We start from the raw sequence: 16,369 nt of genomic DNA, 5'->3' as shown, positions 1-16,369 counted from the left end.
CCGCTTAAGCTTTCTCGACCTTCACCAGGAACGACTTGAATTCCGGTGTCTGCGAGTTGCCGTCGCCTACCACAGGCGTCAGCGTGTTGGTGAGATAGCCCGGCTTCGTCAAGCCCTTGAAGCCGAAGTGCAGCGGGATGCCGACCGTGTGCGTGAGCTTGCCGTCGATGGTCAATGCCTTGATCCGCTTGGTGACGACGGCTTTCGCCACGATCACGCCGCGCTTGCTCGACACTTTCACCTTCTGGCCCGCCACCACGCCGATTTCCTTCGCCAGCGCCTCGCCGATTTCCACGAACTGTTCCGGTTGCGCGATCGCGTTCAGGCGGGCGTGCTTGGTCCAGAAGTGGAAGTGCTCGGTCAGGCGGTAGGTCGTCGCCACGTGCGGGAATTCCTTGTGCGTGCCCATCTGCGCCCGGTCGCCAGGGAACACGCGCGCGCCGGGATTGCTGGTCGCCTTCGGGTTCTTCGGGTGCATCGGGTTGTAGCCCAGCGGGTTCTCGAACGGCTCGTAGTGCTCGGGGAACGGGCCTTCGTTCATCTGGCCGCGGGCGAAGAAACGCGCCACGCCTTCGGCATTCATGATGAACGGGTTCATGCCGTTCGCCGGGTCTTCGTCCAGCTTGAAGTCCGGCACGTCCGCGCCGCTCCACGTGGTGCCGTTCCAGCCGACCAGTTTCCGGGTCGGGTCGAACGGCTTGCCCTGCGTGTCGCACGAGGCACGGTTGTACAGCACGCGGCGGTTTGCCGGCCAAGCCCACGCCCAGCCCAGCGTATTGCCGATGCCGGTCGGGTCGGAATTGTCGCGGCGGCCCATCTGGTTGCCCGCGGCCGTCCAGCTGCCGGCAAAGATCCAGCAGCCGGAAGCCGTGGAACCGTCATCCTTCAACTGCGAGAAGGAGGCCAGCTGCTCGCCTTTCTTCAGCAGCACCTTGGTCGGATCCTTCGGATCGGTGATCTCCTTGAGCGCCTTGCCGTTGAATTCCATCGCCAGCTCTTCCGGCGTCGGATGGGCGGGCTGCGCATAAGGCCACGTCAGGTTCAGGATCGGGTCGGGGAACTTGCCACCCTCGGTCTGGTACATCTTGCGCAGGCGCAGGAACAGACCGGACATGATCTCGATGTCGCCCTTGGCCTGGCCCGGCGGTTCGGCGCCTTGCCAGTGCCACTGCAGCACGCGCGATGAACTCACCAGCGAACCGCGTTCCTCGGCAAAGATCGCCGTCGGCAGGCGGAACACTTCCGTCTGGATCTTGGTCGGGTCGACGTCATGGAATTCGCCATGCGATTTCCAGAACTCGCCCGTCTCGATGGCCAGCGGGTCCATGATGACGAGGTACTTCAGCTTGGCCAGCGCCTCGGTGACCTTCTGCTTGTTCGGCGCGGACGCCAGCACGTTGAAGCCCTGGCAGAAGTAGCCGGTCATCTTGCCCTGGTGCATCAGCTCAATCGTCTGCAGCAGGTCGTAAGGCTTGTCCAGCTTCGGCAGGTAGTCGAAGGCCCAGTTGTTTTCCTCGGTGGCGGCATCGCCCCACCAGGTCTTCATGAAGCTGACGTGGAACTTCTTGTAGTTGCTCCAGTAGCTCAGCTGGTTCGGCCGCAGCGGCTTCGGTGCCCGCGCATCGATATAGGCATCGAAGTCCTGTTCCTTGTCGAACGGCAGCGTCATATAGCCCGGCAGCAGGTTCGACATCAGGCCAAGGTCGGTCAGGCCCTGGATGTTCGAGTGGCCGCGCAGCGCGTTCATGCCGCCGCCGGCGATACCGATATTGCCCAGCAACAGCTGGACCATTGCGCCCATGCGGATCGTTTGCGCGCCGGTGGAGTGGTGCGTCCAGCCCAGCGCGTACAGGATCGTGCCGGCGCGGCCGGGCACCGCCGTGGACGCGAGCGTCTCGGCAACCTTGTGGAACTGTTCGGGCGACACGCCGCACACCTTCTGCACCATCTCGGGCGTATAGCGGGCGTAGTGCTTCTTCATCAGCTGGTACACGCAGCGCGGGTGCTGCATGGTCGGGTCGACCTTGGCGTAGCCATCCTCGCCGATCTCGTAGTTCCAGCTCGCCTTGTCCGTGTACTTGCCGGCGGTGGCGTCGTAACCGGAATAGATGCCGTCCTCGAACGCGAAGTCTTCGCGGACGATGAAGGACATGTCCGTATAGTTGCGGACGTATTCGTGCTGGATCTTGTCGTTCGTGATCAGGTAATTGGCGATCGCGCCAAGGAACACGATGTCCGTGCCGGTACGCGTGGCAACATAGTAGTCCGCCACGGACGCAGTACGGGTAAACCTCGGGTCCACCACCACCAGCTTGGCCTTGTTATGTGCCTTGGCTTCGGTAACCCATTTAAAACCACAAGGATGCGCTTCGGCGGCATTACCGCCCATAACCAGAATCACGTCGGCATTTTTAATGTCGACCCAGTGATTCGTCATCGCACCACGGCCAAACGTCGGGGCAAGACCTGCCACCGTCGGACCGTGTCAAACACGCGCCTGGTTATCGAATGCGAGCATCCCGAGACTGCGCACAGTCTTGTGGGTGAGGTAGCCGACTTCGTTGCTGGCGGCCGAGGCGGCCAGGAAACCGGTGGTCAGCCAGCGATTGACGGTCACGCCATCCGCGTTCTTCTCGATGAAGTTCGCGTCGCGGTCTTCCTTCATCAGCTTGGCGATGCGGTCGAGCGCGTCGCTCCACGAGATCTTCTGCCATTCCGTGCCGCCCGGTGCGCGGTATTCCGGCTCCTTCAGGCGGTTCGGCGAGTGGATGAAGTCGATCAGGCTGGCGCCCTTCGGACACAGCGTGCCGCGGTTGACCGGGTGGTCGGCGTCGCCCTCGATGTGGATGATGCTGGCGGCGGCGTTCTTCGAGCCATCGCCCAGGCCGTACATCAGCAGGCCGCAACCGACGGAGCAGTAGGGGCAGGTATTGCGGGTTTCGGTCGTGCGCGCCAGCTTGTACTGCCGGACTTCGGCCATGGCCGTAGCCGGCATGAAGCCCAGCGCTGCGATGCTCGAACCCGCGATGGTTGCGCCAGTAACCTTCAGGAACTGGCGCCTTGACATCTGGTTCATGGGAATCCTCTGTAAGGAGATATTTCTACCACGCATCTAGGGTTTCCCTATAGAGCGATGCGCGGGTATCCGTACCTGTGAGCAGGCTACCCCAAACTCTACCACACCGATTACCACACAGAAAATGTAGTGGCGTGTGGAAACTACGTATTGTTGTTGTCTCGGAACTAAGTGCTATCGAGAATCTTTTGCCCATAGCTATCTTTCACTTCCACATTCGGAAGAGTTCCTGATAAGATTCGATTTACTGAAAGGAACAATTCCTCCAGAGGGCTGACCGGGGCCTTGTACCAAAGCCGGGGTCACGTGCGGACGCCCTCAGGGGACAAGCGTGGCACCTAGAAACCCTCGAAAGAGGGCCTAGGAGTGAGCTTCGGATTGGCCGTGGCTCATCACTAGGAGAAACAAAATGTGTGGTCAATCCCAAGTTAAGAAATTGAAGTACCAAGTGGGCGACAAGGTGCGCCTGTTGTCCAAGGGCTTCGACATCCCGGCCGGTCTAGTGGGCACCGTTGAGGTGGCAGAAGGAAACCTGAAGTACCCCTACCGTGTCGTCTTCGGGGGCATCTTCAGCCGTGCCACGCTGCGCCTCATGGAGTCCGAGCTGGCATCCGTAGAGACCCCGGTGTCGTTCCAGGTCGGTGACCGCGTGAAGTATGTCGGCCGCGATGAATCGATCCGCAGTGCGCACCTCGAAGGCAAGACTGGCACTATCAAGGCAATCCCGCATTGCATCGCGCCAGAATACGCAGGGGCGGTGGTCGTGTGGGATGTGCCTAGCAAGTGCCCAGGTGCCCTGCTGGCGAGCCTGGAGATTTACCTGGATGAGCCCGAGGGTGCCCCCGAGGCTGAAGCGCTACCTGAGCTGGTAGCGCAGCCAGCCGTAGGCACCAAGGTCACCATCATGGCATCCACGGGTGCCTTTGATCCACTCATGAAGGCGGAAGGGCTCATCGTAAACGTCCGCGAGTTCCTGAACCCGGCCCTGACGGAGTATGCAGTAGCGCTCTCGAAGCCTGATCGTTTGGTCATCGCCCACCGCGAGCAATTTGAAATGCAAGCCGCATAATTAAGCAAGTGCTTAACCGCAACATAAGCACTTGATATAGTGTGGCAGTAATGATACTGTACGTACATACAGTACTTCACTGCAAACACCTATGAAAACCAGCAACATTCCGCAGTACCCCGGCAAATTCCCTGCACCCTCGCAGGGAGGTAAACCAAGGAGCCTTCTATGAGGGCTCCTGAGTGTACCGAGCATGTACCCAGCGTGCTTCAGCCAAACAACTCCTCATGTACTATCGTAATGGGCTGCAACATGTAGGCCCCCCCCTAACACACGGTAAAGCAGCGAACAAGCCTGGACTCGTTGCCATCCCGTAAACACCTATGAAAAGTCGCAGGTAAACAACAATAAAAACAGAGAAATTCCAGAAATCGGGGTGTTTCTTCCCGGAATGAACTGTTCCGAGAAGTATACTTACGCATCTGGTCTGGATTCTGACCACAAACTAAGGAAAAACCACATGTTCATCAAGTTCGCCGGCTGGGAATGCTACGTCGAGATCGTTCCCCTTTCCAAACAATTCCTTGACTGGTACAATTCGCCGGACGAGAACCATCTCTGGTTCGGAACAGTCCACATCACGTGGAATCGACAAGGAGGCAGTAAATGCAACAAGGAGTTCGAAGCCTAGACAGCCTGATGGCGGTCCTGGAAACGTTCAGGAAGCTTGACCCAGATATGAACATGCCGATGGCGATGAGTTTCCTCGTCATTGCACAAAACGATGGCATTTCGGTGAAAGAGGTTGCCGAGAAGGTAGACATGGGGATGGCTTCAGTTTCCCGCTATGTCGCCCTCTTTGGCAAACCTGGTACGGGTGAGAAGAAGGGCCTGGGCCTCGTGGTCTCCGTTGAGGACCCGATGGAACGCCGCAGGAAGACGATCTCACTGACCGCGAAAGGCCGCGAAGTAATCGCCAAACTACAAGGACTATGAAATGCCGATCAAACCGCGAGGTGGAAGTTTCCAGGTGACCGTGGGTTCCGGAGAAAACCGCTACCGGAAGATGTTCCAGGACGAGCTGGAAGCGCAGCAGGCAGAGCTGGACGAGATCAAACGCAGGAAGACCGAAGGTGCCACCAAAGTGCCCCTCCAGGTCAGCAAGAAGCCCCACGAGGGGAAAACTTTGGGCGAGGCTTACGACCTCACGATGCGCCTGCATTGGCGCGGTACGGCAGCCGAGGTGACTCATAAGATCAACTCAAACGCTGTCTTGGAATTCCTCGGGAGGGACACCCCGCTGACCAGCATCACGATGGAGATGGTCAACGAGATGGTCTTCGAGTTTGAGGACCAGGGCAATGCCGGCTCCACTGTAAACAAGAAGGGCTCCTGCCTGCGGATGATGTTCAAGACCGCGCAGGAGCAGGGCTGGATCGAGGACTTCCCTAATCCGCCATTCCGCAAGGAGGCCAAGCATCGCCTCCGGTGGCTGGACGAGGCGGAAGAGGTTCGAGTCCTGGCAGCCTGCGAGCACCTGGGCCTGGCCGACCTCCGCGACTTCATCATGGTGGCGATCGATACCGGCTTCCGCCGTGGTGAGATGCTGGGCTTCCGGCCGGCAGACTTCTCGAATGGTCTCCTGCACCTGCACGCAGGGCAGACCAAGACGGACGAGGCGAGGGCAGTACCGGCTACCAGGCGAGTCACCGAAGTGCTCACCCGCAGGGCACACCTCCCGTTCACCTTCAGCCCGCTTTCCGTTTACGCGCTGAGGGCGCAATGGGAAGCCCTCAGGGAACACCTGAAGCTCACCGATGATCCCCAGTTCGTTGTCCACATGCTCCGCCACACCTGCGCGAGCCGGCTGGTACAGCGTGGGGTGCCGCTGGCGATGGTCCAGAAGTGGATGGGACACAAGAAAATCGAGACCACGCTTCGGTATGCCCACCTGGCGCCGAACAGCCTGTTGATGGGCAAGGAGGCCCTGGAGCAGGCATACATTCCACCTACATTAACAAATAACTGGAGGACACATGAAGATACCCATGCGTGAAAAATATGTGGATGAGGCCACGGGTGGTCACTGGATCATCTTTGGAACGAGAGGGGACGGCACGGTTGACGTTTCCGATGCCAACCGGGACATTTTTGAAGGTCTTCCCAAGGAAGCTGCAGAGAAGGTCATCGAAGCTCGGAGCAAGTTCATGGCGGAGCTGTATGGTATTCTTTCGGCATTCCCATAGTACTTAAAGTTTGCGATGGCACCTGACGAACAGCTCATCAACGAAATGGCAGCGGAGATATCGAATCTCACGGCGCAGGCCATCGAAAACGAACGGACGTTGACCACCATTCAGCTTCGGCTCGACACCGTGCTCCAGAAGTTGGAGGCCATCGAGCAGAGGGTGGATGGTCCTGCCAAGAAGGGTTTGTTCGGTAGGTAGCACATAGCACACGCAGTACCCGCAAGAGGGCCGAGAGGTTCCTCTTTTGTTTTGCCCTTACGTTTCCTAATGTTCAACTGTTCCTTGATAGGTTGCACATAAGGATAACTGAAGGTGACCCTGAAGGTTACATCTTCAATAAACATCTCTAATAAATAAACATCTTAGAGATTACATCTAACGATTCTCTATAAGCGAACGAACATGACCACCCAAGACATCAAAGAGCCTGAAGACCTGATCCAAGTGCAACTGCGCCTGGAGGAAGAGATGACTCAACGCGGTGCTGACAGGTTCCTGAGGAACACCTCCAGGGCAACTGAAGGTAACCGTGAAGACCAGACCGCTTATGGTCGGACCATCCTGGCAGGTCGCATCACCAAGCTGGCCGATGCCATCACGGCTTGGCAGGTCGCAGCGAAGGAGGGCGCGAGTGGTCTGCGCAATTCGTCGGCCTACAAGCTGATCGGTAATACGGACGCGAAGGTCTTGGCATTCCTCGCACTGAAGCATGTGCTCAGTGGGCTGTCTACGCCACGCACGGTCCAGTTCGTGGCCGTGGCCATCGGCACTGCAATCGAGGATGAGGTCCGGTTCGCCAACATCCGCGAAGAGGAGCGCAAGCTCTACGACAAGATCGTCAAGGGCGCGAAGCAACGCACCTCGGCACGCTACAAGCACATCTACGCCACCCGCCTGGCCGACAACCACGATGAGTGGGAAGGCTGGTCCCGCACGGATCGCCTCCATGTGGGCGTCAAGCTGCTGGACATCCTGCAGGCATCCATCGGCCTGATCGAGATCGGCACGAACGGCGAGGGCACTGACAAGGCCCTGAAGTACGTGAAGCCACTGCCCAGCACCTTGGAGTGGATCACGAAGAAGAACGATGCGACCTCCCTCCTGCGTCCGGTGTACGAGCCGATGGTAGTGCAGCCCCGCGACTGGACCACGCCCTACGATGGCGGCTACCTGTCCTCCGACATCAAGCCCCTCGTGATGGTGAAGACGAAGAACCGGGCCTACCTGGAGGAGCTGGTCTCCACCGATATGCCCATCGTCTACGATGCCCTGAACGCCATCCAGCGGACGGCCTGGCAGATCAACAGCAAAATCTTGGAGGTCATGAAGACCTTCTGGGACAACGGCACGATCATCGCGGGGATGCCCCCACGGGAAGGCATGGAGCTGCCCGTGAAGCCTCACGACATCGACACGAACCCGGATGCCCTCGCGGAGTACCGGAAGGCGGCCTTCAAGGTCCACCAGGAGAACCTCTCCCTGATGGGCAGCAGGATCAGCCTGGGAATGACCGTGGACATCGCCGGCCGCTATGAGCAGTACCGGAAGATTTTCTTCCCGTACCAGCTCGACTTCCGTGGCCGCATCTACGCTGTCCCGCACATCAACCCGCAGGGTCCCGACTACCAGAAGGGGCTCCTCCGGTTCGCTAACGGGAAACCGCTGGGCGAGGAGGGCTGGAAGTGGTTGGCCGTACATGGAGCAAACGTGGCGGGCTTTGATAAAGCCAGCCTTGAAGATCGTGTTCACTGGATACTGAAAAATGAAGAAGAAATCTTACGAATTGCCCACGATCCTTTCGAGAACCGTGGATGGGCGTCCTCAATTGACGGCGTGGAGATCGACAAACCTTGGCAGTTCCTCGCGTTTGCGCTTGAGTGGTCCGGGTACGTCGCTGTGGGAGAGTCATTCGTCTCCAAGATACCCGTGGCTATGGACGGTAGTTGCTCTGGCATCCAACACTTCAGTGCCATGCTCCGAGATGAAAAAGGGGGAGCAGCTGTAAACCTGGTCCCGCAGGACTTGCCGGCCGATGTCTACCGCCAAGTAGCTGACCTGGTATCCGTGTGGGTCAAGGAAGACTCCACCAAGGGCACCGAGGACACCCTCAAGCACAGCGACGAGGGTCGCGCTTACGTCGTGGCCGGCACCAAGGCCCTGGCGTCCCAGTGGTTGGCCTTCGGGATCACCCGCAAGACTACCAAGCGGTCCGTCATGACCCTGGCCTACGGCTCGAAGGAGTACGGGTTCAAGGAACAGCTCATGGAAGACATCCTGTGGCCGGCGAAGCGCTCCGCTACGCTGCCCGATGGTTCCGTGGATGCCTCCCGGTTCCCCTTCAGTGGCGATGGGTTCTCCGCTGCGGTCTACATGGCCCACCTCATCTGGGGCGCGGTGAACCAGGTCCTCGTGAAAGCTGGCGAGGCGATGGCGTGGCTGCAAGATGCCGCGAGCCTAGCCGCGAAGGAGGGACTCCCGGTGCGCTGGACGACCCCTGTTGGTTTCCCTGTCATGCAAGCCTACCCGGCCCTGGAGCCGAGGAGGGTGAAGACCGCTATCAACGGCTCCATCCTCTTCCTGCTGATGAACCAGGAGAAGGAAGGCTTGGACAGCCGGAAGCAATCCCAAGGGATCAGCCCCAACTTCGTCCACTCGTGTGACGCATCCCACCTGATGCTCACCGTCCACCGCGCGAAGCAGGCCGGCATTCACTCCTTTGCGATGATCCACGATTCGTTCGGGACCACTGCAGGGGAAACCGAAACGCTGTACCGCGTGGTCCGCGAGAGCTTCATCGAGATGTACACCGAGGTGGACGTCTTGGGGAGCTTCAGGGACGAGCTGCTGGTCCAGCTCAGTGAGAAACAGAAGAAGAAACTGAAGGCGCTCCCTGAGTCCGGCACCTTGGAACTCGCAGCGGTGGCCGACAGCCGCTTTTGCTTTGCCTAACCCTTCCACAATAGGAACAATTGATATGTACGCATACTTCATCGGCGGCCCTGAGGATTTAACCAAACGAGTCTTGAGGGACGCACCGCCTTACCTGCAGGTCCCGGAGTTCCCGCAGGTGCAGCCGCGATTCGAGGAGCGCATTCCCTACATGGAGATCGCAGTGCGCCACCATACTTACGTGCTCCCCCACCGGAGAGGAGACACGGCAATCTACATGTGGGATCAGCAGCTTTAACGCTTCCGAATCTGCAATCATCACGTTCGGGGAAGCGTCGGTTGCACATACGGATAACCGAGCCGACCTTCCCCGGCTGAACCCTGAAGGACACCCCAATGAGTACCCGAGACAACCAGCAGCAACACGAAGAACGTTCCCCCGAACTGAAGCGGGCCATCAACCAGTTCAAGCGTGGTCACACGATCCCGCTGGACCTGGCGGTAGAGCTGATGAACCAGGGCCACGACGTTCAAGCCCTCGAATCGAAGTACCGCCCCTAAACACACACCAGACAATATGGCAAACAAGAAACCCCAGAACTTCAAAGCAACGACCCCGAAGGGCACCTTCAAGTATCCGGCGCTGACCAAGCCCGATTACGGCAACGAGCAGTTCCCGAAGCCGAACGGTGAGTACAAGGTCCAGCTCATTCTGAGCCAAGCCGATGCCGAGCCGATGATCGCAAAGCTGCAGCCGCACTTCGATGCCGCTGTGGCTGAAGGTGAAAGCAAGTTCAAGGAACTGAAGGTAGAGCAGCGCAAGAAGCTGAAGGAACTGAAGGTCAACGACCTGTACACCCCGGAATACGACAAGGACACCGAAGAAGAAACCGGCAACGTGATCTTCAAGTTCACGATGGCCGCTTCCGGCGAGAACCAGAAGAAGGAAAAGTGGACCCGCAAGCCGGCCCTGTTCGATGCCAAGGGTAAGCCGATGCTGAAAGCTCCGGACATCTGGGGCGGCACCGAGGGCAAGGTCTCGTTCGAGGCGGCCCCGTACTTCATCCCAGGTACCGGCGCTGCCGGCCTGAAGCTGCGCCTGAACGCAGTCCAGATCATCGACCTGGTGTCGGGCGGTCAGCGTGATGCCGGTGCCTACGGCTTCGGTGAAGAAGAGGGCTTCGAGGCGGACGACTCGGCAGCCGAAGACGATACCCCGTTCAAGGACGAGAGTGCCGGCCCTGAAGAATTCTAAGGCTCCTCTCTCCAGCCGGCAGGTGGCCCTGAAGTATGGCTTCCGGTCCGGCCTGGAGGAGAAGATTGCCGGCAACCTCACGCTGAAAGGCGTGGGGTACACGTACGAGGAACAGAAAATCCAGTACATCACCCCCGCAAAGCCCCACACGTACACCCCAGACTTCGTACTGGAGAACGGCATCATCGTGGAGTCCAAGGGTCGCTTCGAGACCGCAGATCGGCAGAAGCACTTGCTCGTGAAATCACAGCACCCCCACCTGGACATCCGCTTCGTCTTCTCCAACTCGAAGGCCAAGATCAACAAGCGCAGCACCACCACGTACGCCGACTGGTGCGCAAAGAATGGCTTCATCTTCGCAGACAAGGACATCCCCGATGCCTGGCTGCACGAGCCCAAGAAATCCCAATGACATTCAACGCAGGCACGAAAAACCGTGCCCGGACGGACTACTTGGCGGTGCATTGTGCCGCTACCCGACCGTCCCAAGACATCGGCGCTGCCGAGATCGACCGTATGCACCGCCAGCGTGGCTTCAAGTGCATCGGCTACCACTTCGTCATCCGCCGTGATGGCCGCGTGGAGGAGGGCCGCCCTGTAGACCAGATCGGTGCCCATGTGGAGAACTGGAACTCAGTCTCCGTGGGCATCTGCATGGTCGGCGGTGTCTCCGAGAAGGACGTGACGAAGGCCGAGGCCAACTTCACGGAAGACCAGTATGGTGCCCTGAAGGCCCTGCTGGCAGAACTGAAACTGAAGTACCCGAAGGCCCGCATCCAGGGTCACCGAGATTTTCCGAAGGTGGCGAAAGCCTGCCCAAGTTTCTCCGTGGCTGACTGGCTGAAGGCTGAAAACATCTCCAACTGAAAGGACCACCCGCATGAAAGATCAGAACCGCTACCTCCGCCCGACCGCCGAACAGTGGGAGGCCATGAAGCAACTCCGCCGTGACTCCAAGCGGGCCGGCATGTTCCGCCTGGACCTGCGGGCACGCCTGGTGGAACAGAAGTGAAAGACTTCCTGGGCCAAGAGTTGGCCGTAGGGGACACCGTGGTGGTGCCGCGAGTCGGCTACGTGGACCTGGTTAAGGTGACCATCCGCAAGATCACAGCGAAACGCCTGGCTGTAGATGCAACTGCCCAGTACCGCGACCCAGGTGAACTCCGCTACGTTGATCCGCTCAACGTCGTAAAGGTTCCTAATTAGGAAGCATCGGTTGCACATACGGATAAGGGAGCCGCGCTTCCTTTCCGGTTCAGTTTTATCTCCTGAGAGTAGTTCTTCGGGCTGGCCTTCGGGCTGGCCCTTTTTCTTTGGGCGACATGCAAGACAACGATAGCACCCTCGTCCGTAAGGAGCCGTGTCCTTCATGTGGCTCCCGCGACAACCTCGCAAGATATTCCGATGGCCACGCCTACTGCTTTTCCCAGGGGTGCGGCCACTATGAACGCGGTGATGGCGAAGCCCACACCGGAACCCAGACCAAGAAAGCTCGAATGGAAGGACTCGTATCCGGGGACTACAAGCCCCTGTTGAAACGCAAGATCACCGAGGAGACCGCACGAAAGTTCGGGTACCAGGTCGGGGAGTATGCAGGGAAGGTAGTCCAGCTCGCACCATACTACGATGCCTCAGGCACCATGGTTGCGCAGAAGGTCCGCTTCGCTGACAAAACCTTCAAGATCGTCGGGGACTCGAAAGCTGCCCCTGGTCTCCTCTTCGGACAGAACCTCTGGAATGGCGGGAAGAAGATCGTCATCACCGAAGGTGAGATCGATGCGATGTCCGTAAGCCAAGCCCAAGGCAATAAGTGGCCCGTGGTGTCCATCCCGAATGGCGCCCCATCGGCCAAGAAGTCCCTCGGCAAAGCCCTCGAATACCTCAACGGGTTCGAGGAAGTCATCCTGATGTTCGATGCCGATGAACCGGGCAGGGACGCTGCAGCAGAATGCGCGGAACTGTTCGCCCCCGGCAAATGCAAGATCGCCTCGATGCCTTCCGGCTTCAAGGACCCCAACGATTTACTCGTGGCGGGCCGGGAGCAGGAGATCATCTCCGCAATCTGGAACGCCAAGTCCTACCGCCCGGATGGCCTGGTCAACGTGATCGACCTCCGCGAGGAAATGAAGAAGCCCACCGAAATGGGCCTCCCGTGGTTCCTCGAAGAACTCACTCAGCTCACCTACGGACGCCGCTACGGCGAAGTCTATGGCTTCGGTGCCGGCACTGGTACGGGCAAGACGGACCTCTTCACCCAGCAGATCGCCTACGACCGACAAGTCCTGGGGATGAAGGTGGGCACCGTCTTCCTGGAACAGAAGCCCGTTGAAACTGGCAAGCGCATCGCCGGCAAGATCGCAGGCAAGCGCTTCCACGTACCGAATGCCGGCTGGACTATCGAGGAGCTGGACTCCGCGGTTGAAAAGCTGGGCGACCAGATTGTCCTCTACGACTCCTTCGGGGAAACCGAATGGGACGTAGTGAAGAACAAAGTTCGATTCATGGCTGTCTCCGAAGGCATCCGCCTGATCTACCTCGACCACCTCACGGCGATGGCAGACACGGCGGATGAGAAGGGCAGTCTCGAACAGATCATGAAGGAGATGGCGGGCCTGGCCCAAGAGCTGGACATCATCATCCACTTCGTGAGCCACCTAGCGACACCTGAAGGGAAACCTCACGAGGAGGGCGGAAGGGTATCCATCCGCCACTTCAAGGGTTCCCGAGCGATTGGCTTCTGGTCCTTCTTCATGTTCGGTCTCGAACGGGACCAGCAAGCAGAAGATCCCGTTGTACGCAAGACGACCACACTCCGCATCCTGAAGGACCGCTATACCGGCCAAGCAACAGGGGAGGTGATCTACCTCGCCTATGACAGCGAAACCGGCCTGCTGTCCGTCACCACAGCCCCCACCGAAGCATCCCCCTTCAAAGACGAAACAGGCTCCAAGCCTGAATTTTAAGGAACCCCCATGAAAGAATTCTTCCTGAACCTGTTGGCCTCGTTCTCTCGTGAGATCGACCTGACGAAAGCCCTGTCCTCCCTGGAGGGCAACATGGCGAAGCTGGAAGCGGCCATCGTTCACCACACGGACGCTGCCGAGGACCACGACTACGCTGCCCAAGAACACAAGCTGGCCGCTGATCGCCACGAGCAGGCAGCCGACCGCGCTGCACGCATCCACGGCAAGCTGTCCGACCTGCTGGGCTGATCGTGAACTTCCAAGATCAACTGTACTTCTTCCGGAAAATCCTGGAGGTCATTAAGGAAATGTTCCCGGGCTCGAATCCGGTGATAGGTGGTGGCTGCCTGCGGGATGCCTACCATGGCCGTCCAATCAAGGACGTGGATGTCTTTATGCGCGCGCAAGATCATCCGAACGGCCTGGCCCACCCCCTCGTGAAGATGGTCATCCCCGAACACATCGGCCTGTACGCACTGCGTTCCGATATGCACGGTGTCTGGGATGTGCTGTTCCCAGTACAAGGCTTTGACGTGCAACTCATCGCGGCCGAGTTCGACACCCTTGAGGACCTCGCCAGCACCTTCGACCTGGGCCTGAGCCGCATCACGTATGACGGCATCAACATCTACATCCACCCCGACTTCGAGCAGGACTCGAAAGACCGGGTGTTCCGCATCTGCCGTGCTGACGATGACGGCCAAACCCTCCGCAGCGAACGGCGCATCGAGCGCCTCCTGTCCAAATACCCCGACTTCAAGAAGGCCGCATGAAAACCACCCTCCGCATCTTGGCCACTATTTTTGCCGTCCCCGCGGTGATCCTCTTCATCCCTGCCTGCGCGTTCTCCCAGCGCTCAGAAGGTGCCCCCTTCAAGCGCATCCTTGATGACGCACTGACCAACGCCCCGAGTCTCATCAAAGACATCTGGGCGAAGTAACCCAGGGCGGTATGAAGCTATTCGACCTTGAATCGAACGGCCTCCTCGATACCGTCACCAAAGTTCACTGCCTGGTCATTAAGGACCTGGAAACCCAGCAGATCATCCGCTGTGTCCCCGCAGGGTTCCCTATGGTGGCGGAAGCGACAATCGAGCAGGGCCTTGAGATGCTCTCGAAGGGTCCCATCGGGGGCCACAACGTCATCAAGTACGACATCCCTGTCCTCAAGAAGCTGTATCCCACGTGGCGCTACGACAAGGCCACGGTGTTCGACACCCTCACTGCAACCCGTGTCATCTGGTCCAACATCAAGGACCACGACAACGGCCTGCTGAAGAAGAAGCAGATTCCCCCGAACCTGTGGGGCTCGCATTCCCTGGAAGCCTGGGGCTACCGCCTCAAACTGATGAAGGGCGAGTACAAGGCGGACTACATTGCCGCTGCCGGCGAAGACTACCAGCCCGGTGACGAGTGGAAGAGCCTCTCCCAGGAGATGCTCGACTACTGCGTCCAGGACGTGGTGGTGACCGAAGCCCTGTACCTCAAGATTCTGGCGAAGAACTACAGCCTGCAATGTCTGGAGCTGGAGCACAAGATCGCCTGGCTGATGGCCAAGCAGGAACGCAACGGGTTTCCCTTCGATGCCCCTGCAGGTGCCGCGCTGTATGCCAAGCTGGCTCAACGCAGGGCCGAGCTGGAACGTGAGCTGCGGGACTACTTCAAATTCTGGTACGCCGCTGATGGTCGCCCGGTTACCCCTCCGAAGGATCGGAAGGTGTGGCACGAGGACCCTGAAGGTGGCGACACCAGGCGCATCAAGCTGAAGGGCCAGGACGCCTACTACGAACGCGGCTGGTACGAGCACTTCATCGAAGGCGCCACGTACACCAAGATCAAGATCGTGGAGTTCAACCCCAGTTCCCGCGATCACATCGCCAACCGCCTCATCTCGTTGTACGGATGGGAGCCCGAGGTGTTCACCGATGGCGGCAAGCCGCAGGTGGACGAAGACACCGTAGGGCACCTGACGTACCCACCAGTGCCACTCATCACGGAATACCTGATGGTGGCTAAACGCATCTCTCAGTTAGCTGAAGGGAAACAAGCGTGGCTCCTGGTGGAACGCAACGGGAAGATTCACGGTTCCGTCAATCCAAACGGAGCGGTCACCGGCCGCGCCACCCATGCCTACCCGAACATCTCCCAAGTCCCATCCTCCACGTCACCCTACGGTCCCGAATGCCGAGCACTCTTCTGTGTCCCGCCAACCTGGACGCTTGTTGGTGCGGATGCTTCGGGCCTGGAGCTACGCTGTCTTGCTCACTTTATGGGTCGTTACGACGGAGGTAAGTACGGGGATGTGATCCTCAACGGGGACATCCACTGGGTGAACACGCTGGCTCTCGGATTGTTCCCTCAGGGGACCAAGCGGGACAAGCATAACCCCGACCACGAGGCCGCCCGTGCGATTGCCAAGACCTTCATCTACGCCTTCCTCTATGGGGCAGGTGACGCGAAGATCGGCAAGATCGTAGGCGGTGGACCGGAGGCCGGCAAGCGGCTGAAGGCCAGCTTCCTGAAGCAGACCCCAGCTCTGAAGTACCTGATCGAGGCGGTGAAGGCTGCCGCGAAGAGGGGCTTCTTGATGGGCCTGGATGGGCGTGAGGTTCACGTCCGGTCCTCGCACGCTGCCCTGAACACGCTCCTCCAATCTGCTGGCGCAATCCTGTGCAAGCAGTGGCTGGTCATGCTGGAAGAAGAGTTGCAGGCAAGGGGGCTGAAGAACGGATGGGATGGTGATTACGCCAACGTGGCCTGGAGTCACGACGAAACCCAGATCGCCTGCCGCACCCCGGAGATCGCTCAGATCGTCCGAGAGACCGCTGAAGCCTGCGTGGTCAAAGCCGGCGATCACTTCAACTTCCGCTGCCCCACGGCCGGCGAATCCAAGATCGGTACCAACTGGTCCGAAACCCACTGAGAAACC

18 protein-coding genes are annotated in these 16,369 nt (G+C 59.1%); 17 read left to right on the top strand and 1 reads right to left on the bottom strand.

Annotated elements, in window-relative coordinates; translation table 11 throughout:
* Positions 1 to 4: 4 nt before the first annotated feature.
* The gene (gene fdnG, locus EWM63_RS31055) at positions 5 to 3,076 is read right to left on the bottom strand and encodes a formate dehydrogenase-N subunit alpha (RefSeq protein ID WP_165391013.1); all 3,072 of its coding nucleotides are present in this window, start codon (positions 3,074 to 3,076) and stop codon (positions 5 to 7) included.
* 409 nt (positions 3,077 to 3,485) lie between these two features.
* Between fdnG and EWM63_RS31045 the strand changes: the two genes are divergently transcribed.
* The 17 genes from EWM63_RS31045 to EWM63_RS30980 all read left to right on the top strand — a co-directional run bounded on the left by EWM63_RS31045 (position 3,486) and on the right by EWM63_RS30980 (position 16,363).
* Positions 3,486 to 4,145, top strand: coding sequence for a hypothetical protein (locus EWM63_RS31045; protein ID WP_130189970.1), 660 nt, complete (start codon positions 3,486 to 3,488; stop codon positions 4,143 to 4,145).
* 606 nt (positions 4,146 to 4,751) lie between these two features.
* Entirely contained in the window at positions 4,752 to 5,081 is a 330-nt protein-coding gene (locus tag EWM63_RS31040) for a MarR family winged helix-turn-helix transcriptional regulator (RefSeq protein WP_130189969.1), read from the top strand.
* Between the two features lies 1 nt (position 5,082).
* Positions 5,083 to 6,141, top strand: a complete 1,059-nt coding sequence (locus EWM63_RS31035) for a tyrosine-type recombinase/integrase (protein ID WP_130189968.1) — start codon at positions 5,083 to 5,085, stop codon at positions 6,139 to 6,141.
* Positions 6,122 to 6,331, top strand: coding sequence for a hypothetical protein (locus EWM63_RS31030; protein WP_130189967.1), 210 nt, complete (start codon positions 6,122 to 6,124; stop codon positions 6,329 to 6,331). Before EWM63_RS31035 ends, EWM63_RS31030 begins: the two co-directional genes overlap by 20 nt.
* A 15-nt stretch (positions 6,332 to 6,346) precedes the next feature.
* The gene (locus EWM63_RS31025) at positions 6,347 to 6,532 is read left to right on the top strand and encodes a hypothetical protein (RefSeq protein ID WP_130189966.1); all 186 of its coding nucleotides are present in this window, start codon (positions 6,347 to 6,349) and stop codon (positions 6,530 to 6,532) included.
* Positions 6,533 to 6,736: 204 nt separating this feature from the next.
* Positions 6,737 to 9,283 (top strand): DNA-directed RNA polymerase, encoded by a 2,547-nt coding sequence (locus EWM63_RS31020; protein ID WP_130189965.1) that lies wholly within the window; start codon positions 6,737 to 6,739, stop codon positions 9,281 to 9,283.
* A gap of 336 nt (positions 9,284 to 9,619) precedes the next feature.
* Positions 9,620 to 9,784 (top strand): hypothetical protein, encoded by a 165-nt coding sequence (locus EWM63_RS31970; RefSeq protein ID WP_165390696.1) that lies wholly within the window; start codon positions 9,620 to 9,622, stop codon positions 9,782 to 9,784.
* Positions 9,785 to 9,800: 16 nt separating this feature from the next.
* A complete protein-coding gene (locus EWM63_RS31015; RefSeq protein ID WP_130189964.1) occupies positions 9,801 to 10,478 on the top strand; it encodes an ssDNA-binding protein in 678 nt (225 codons plus the stop codon).
* Positions 10,456 to 10,890, top strand: a complete 435-nt coding sequence (locus EWM63_RS31010; RefSeq protein WP_207221204.1) for a hypothetical protein — start codon at positions 10,456 to 10,458, stop codon at positions 10,888 to 10,890. The genes EWM63_RS31015 and EWM63_RS31010 overlap by 23 nt, the downstream gene beginning before the upstream one ends.
* Positions 10,887 to 11,345, top strand: coding sequence for an N-acetylmuramoyl-L-alanine amidase (locus EWM63_RS31005; protein WP_130189962.1), 459 nt, complete (start codon positions 10,887 to 10,889; stop codon positions 11,343 to 11,345). Before EWM63_RS31010 ends, EWM63_RS31005 begins: the two co-directional genes overlap by 4 nt.
* A gap of 13 nt (positions 11,346 to 11,358) precedes the next feature.
* On the top strand, positions 11,359 to 11,490 hold the full coding sequence (locus tag EWM63_RS32880; RefSeq protein ID WP_259772498.1) for a hypothetical protein: 132 nt from the start codon (positions 11,359 to 11,361) through the stop codon (positions 11,488 to 11,490).
* Complete coding sequence (locus EWM63_RS31000) at positions 11,487 to 11,684, top strand: hypothetical protein (RefSeq protein ID WP_130189961.1); 198 nt, start codon at positions 11,487 to 11,489, stop codon at positions 11,682 to 11,684. The genes EWM63_RS32880 and EWM63_RS31000 overlap by 4 nt, the downstream gene beginning before the upstream one ends.
* A 116-nt stretch (positions 11,685 to 11,800) precedes the next feature.
* A complete protein-coding gene (locus EWM63_RS30995) occupies positions 11,801 to 13,441 on the top strand; it encodes a toprim domain-containing protein (RefSeq protein ID WP_371861163.1) in 1,641 nt (546 codons plus the stop codon).
* Between the two features lie 9 nt (positions 13,442 to 13,450).
* The gene (locus EWM63_RS30990) at positions 13,451 to 13,690 is read left to right on the top strand and encodes a hypothetical protein (RefSeq protein WP_130189959.1); all 240 of its coding nucleotides are present in this window, start codon (positions 13,451 to 13,453) and stop codon (positions 13,688 to 13,690) included.
* Between the two features lie 2 nt (positions 13,691 to 13,692).
* Positions 13,693 to 14,214, top strand: coding sequence for a Gabija anti-defense Gad2 family protein (locus EWM63_RS30985; protein WP_207221202.1), 522 nt, complete (start codon positions 13,693 to 13,695; stop codon positions 14,212 to 14,214).
* Positions 14,211 to 14,381, top strand: coding sequence for a hypothetical protein (locus tag EWM63_RS31965; RefSeq protein WP_165391012.1), 171 nt, complete (start codon positions 14,211 to 14,213; stop codon positions 14,379 to 14,381). Before EWM63_RS30985 ends, EWM63_RS31965 begins: the two co-directional genes overlap by 4 nt.
* A gap of 11 nt (positions 14,382 to 14,392) precedes the next feature.
* Positions 14,393 to 16,363 carry a DNA polymerase gene (locus EWM63_RS30980; RefSeq protein WP_130189957.1) on the top strand — a complete coding sequence of 657 codons (1,971 nt, stop codon included), beginning with the start codon at positions 14,393 to 14,395 and terminating at the stop codon, positions 16,361 to 16,363.
* Positions 16,364 to 16,369 lie beyond the last annotated feature (6 nt).

Source organism: Pseudoduganella lutea (assembly GCF_004209755.1).
Taxonomy (GTDB): domain Bacteria; phylum Pseudomonadota; class Gammaproteobacteria; order Burkholderiales; family Burkholderiaceae_D; genus Rugamonas; species Rugamonas lutea.
This window is presented reverse-complemented; position numbering and strand designations above follow the sequence as displayed.

Coding starts and splice junctions, on each gene's coding strand:
- EWM63_RS31045 (WP_130189970.1), top strand. CDS start 3,486: ATGTGTGGTCAATCCCAAGTTAAGAAATTGAAGTACCAAGTGGGCGAC.
- EWM63_RS31040 (WP_130189969.1), top strand. CDS start 4,752: ATGCAACAAGGAGTTCGAAGCCTAGACAGCCTGATGGCGGTCCTGGAA.
- EWM63_RS31035 (WP_130189968.1), top strand. CDS start 5,083: ATGCCGATCAAACCGCGAGGTGGAAGTTTCCAGGTGACCGTGGGTTCC.
- EWM63_RS31030 (WP_130189967.1), top strand. CDS start 6,122: ATGAAGATACCCATGCGTGAAAAATATGTGGATGAGGCCACGGGTGGT.
- EWM63_RS31025 (WP_130189966.1), top strand. CDS start 6,347: ATGGCACCTGACGAACAGCTCATCAACGAAATGGCAGCGGAGATATCG.
- EWM63_RS31020 (WP_130189965.1), top strand. CDS start 6,737: ATGACCACCCAAGACATCAAAGAGCCTGAAGACCTGATCCAAGTGCAA.
- EWM63_RS31970 (WP_165390696.1), top strand. CDS start 9,620: ATGAGTACCCGAGACAACCAGCAGCAACACGAAGAACGTTCCCCCGAA.
- EWM63_RS31015 (WP_130189964.1), top strand. CDS start 9,801: ATGGCAAACAAGAAACCCCAGAACTTCAAAGCAACGACCCCGAAGGGC.
- EWM63_RS31005 (WP_130189962.1), top strand. CDS start 10,887: ATGACATTCAACGCAGGCACGAAAAACCGTGCCCGGACGGACTACTTG.
- EWM63_RS32880 (WP_259772498.1), top strand. CDS start 11,359: ATGAAAGATCAGAACCGCTACCTCCGCCCGACCGCCGAACAGTGGGAG.
- EWM63_RS30995 (WP_371861163.1), top strand. CDS start 11,801: ATGCAAGACAACGATAGCACCCTCGTCCGTAAGGAGCCGTGTCCTTCA.
- EWM63_RS30990 (WP_130189959.1), top strand. CDS start 13,451: ATGAAAGAATTCTTCCTGAACCTGTTGGCCTCGTTCTCTCGTGAGATC.
- EWM63_RS31965 (WP_165391012.1), top strand. CDS start 14,211: ATGAAAACCACCCTCCGCATCTTGGCCACTATTTTTGCCGTCCCCGCG.
- EWM63_RS30980 (WP_130189957.1), top strand. CDS start 14,393: ATGAAGCTATTCGACCTTGAATCGAACGGCCTCCTCGATACCGTCACC.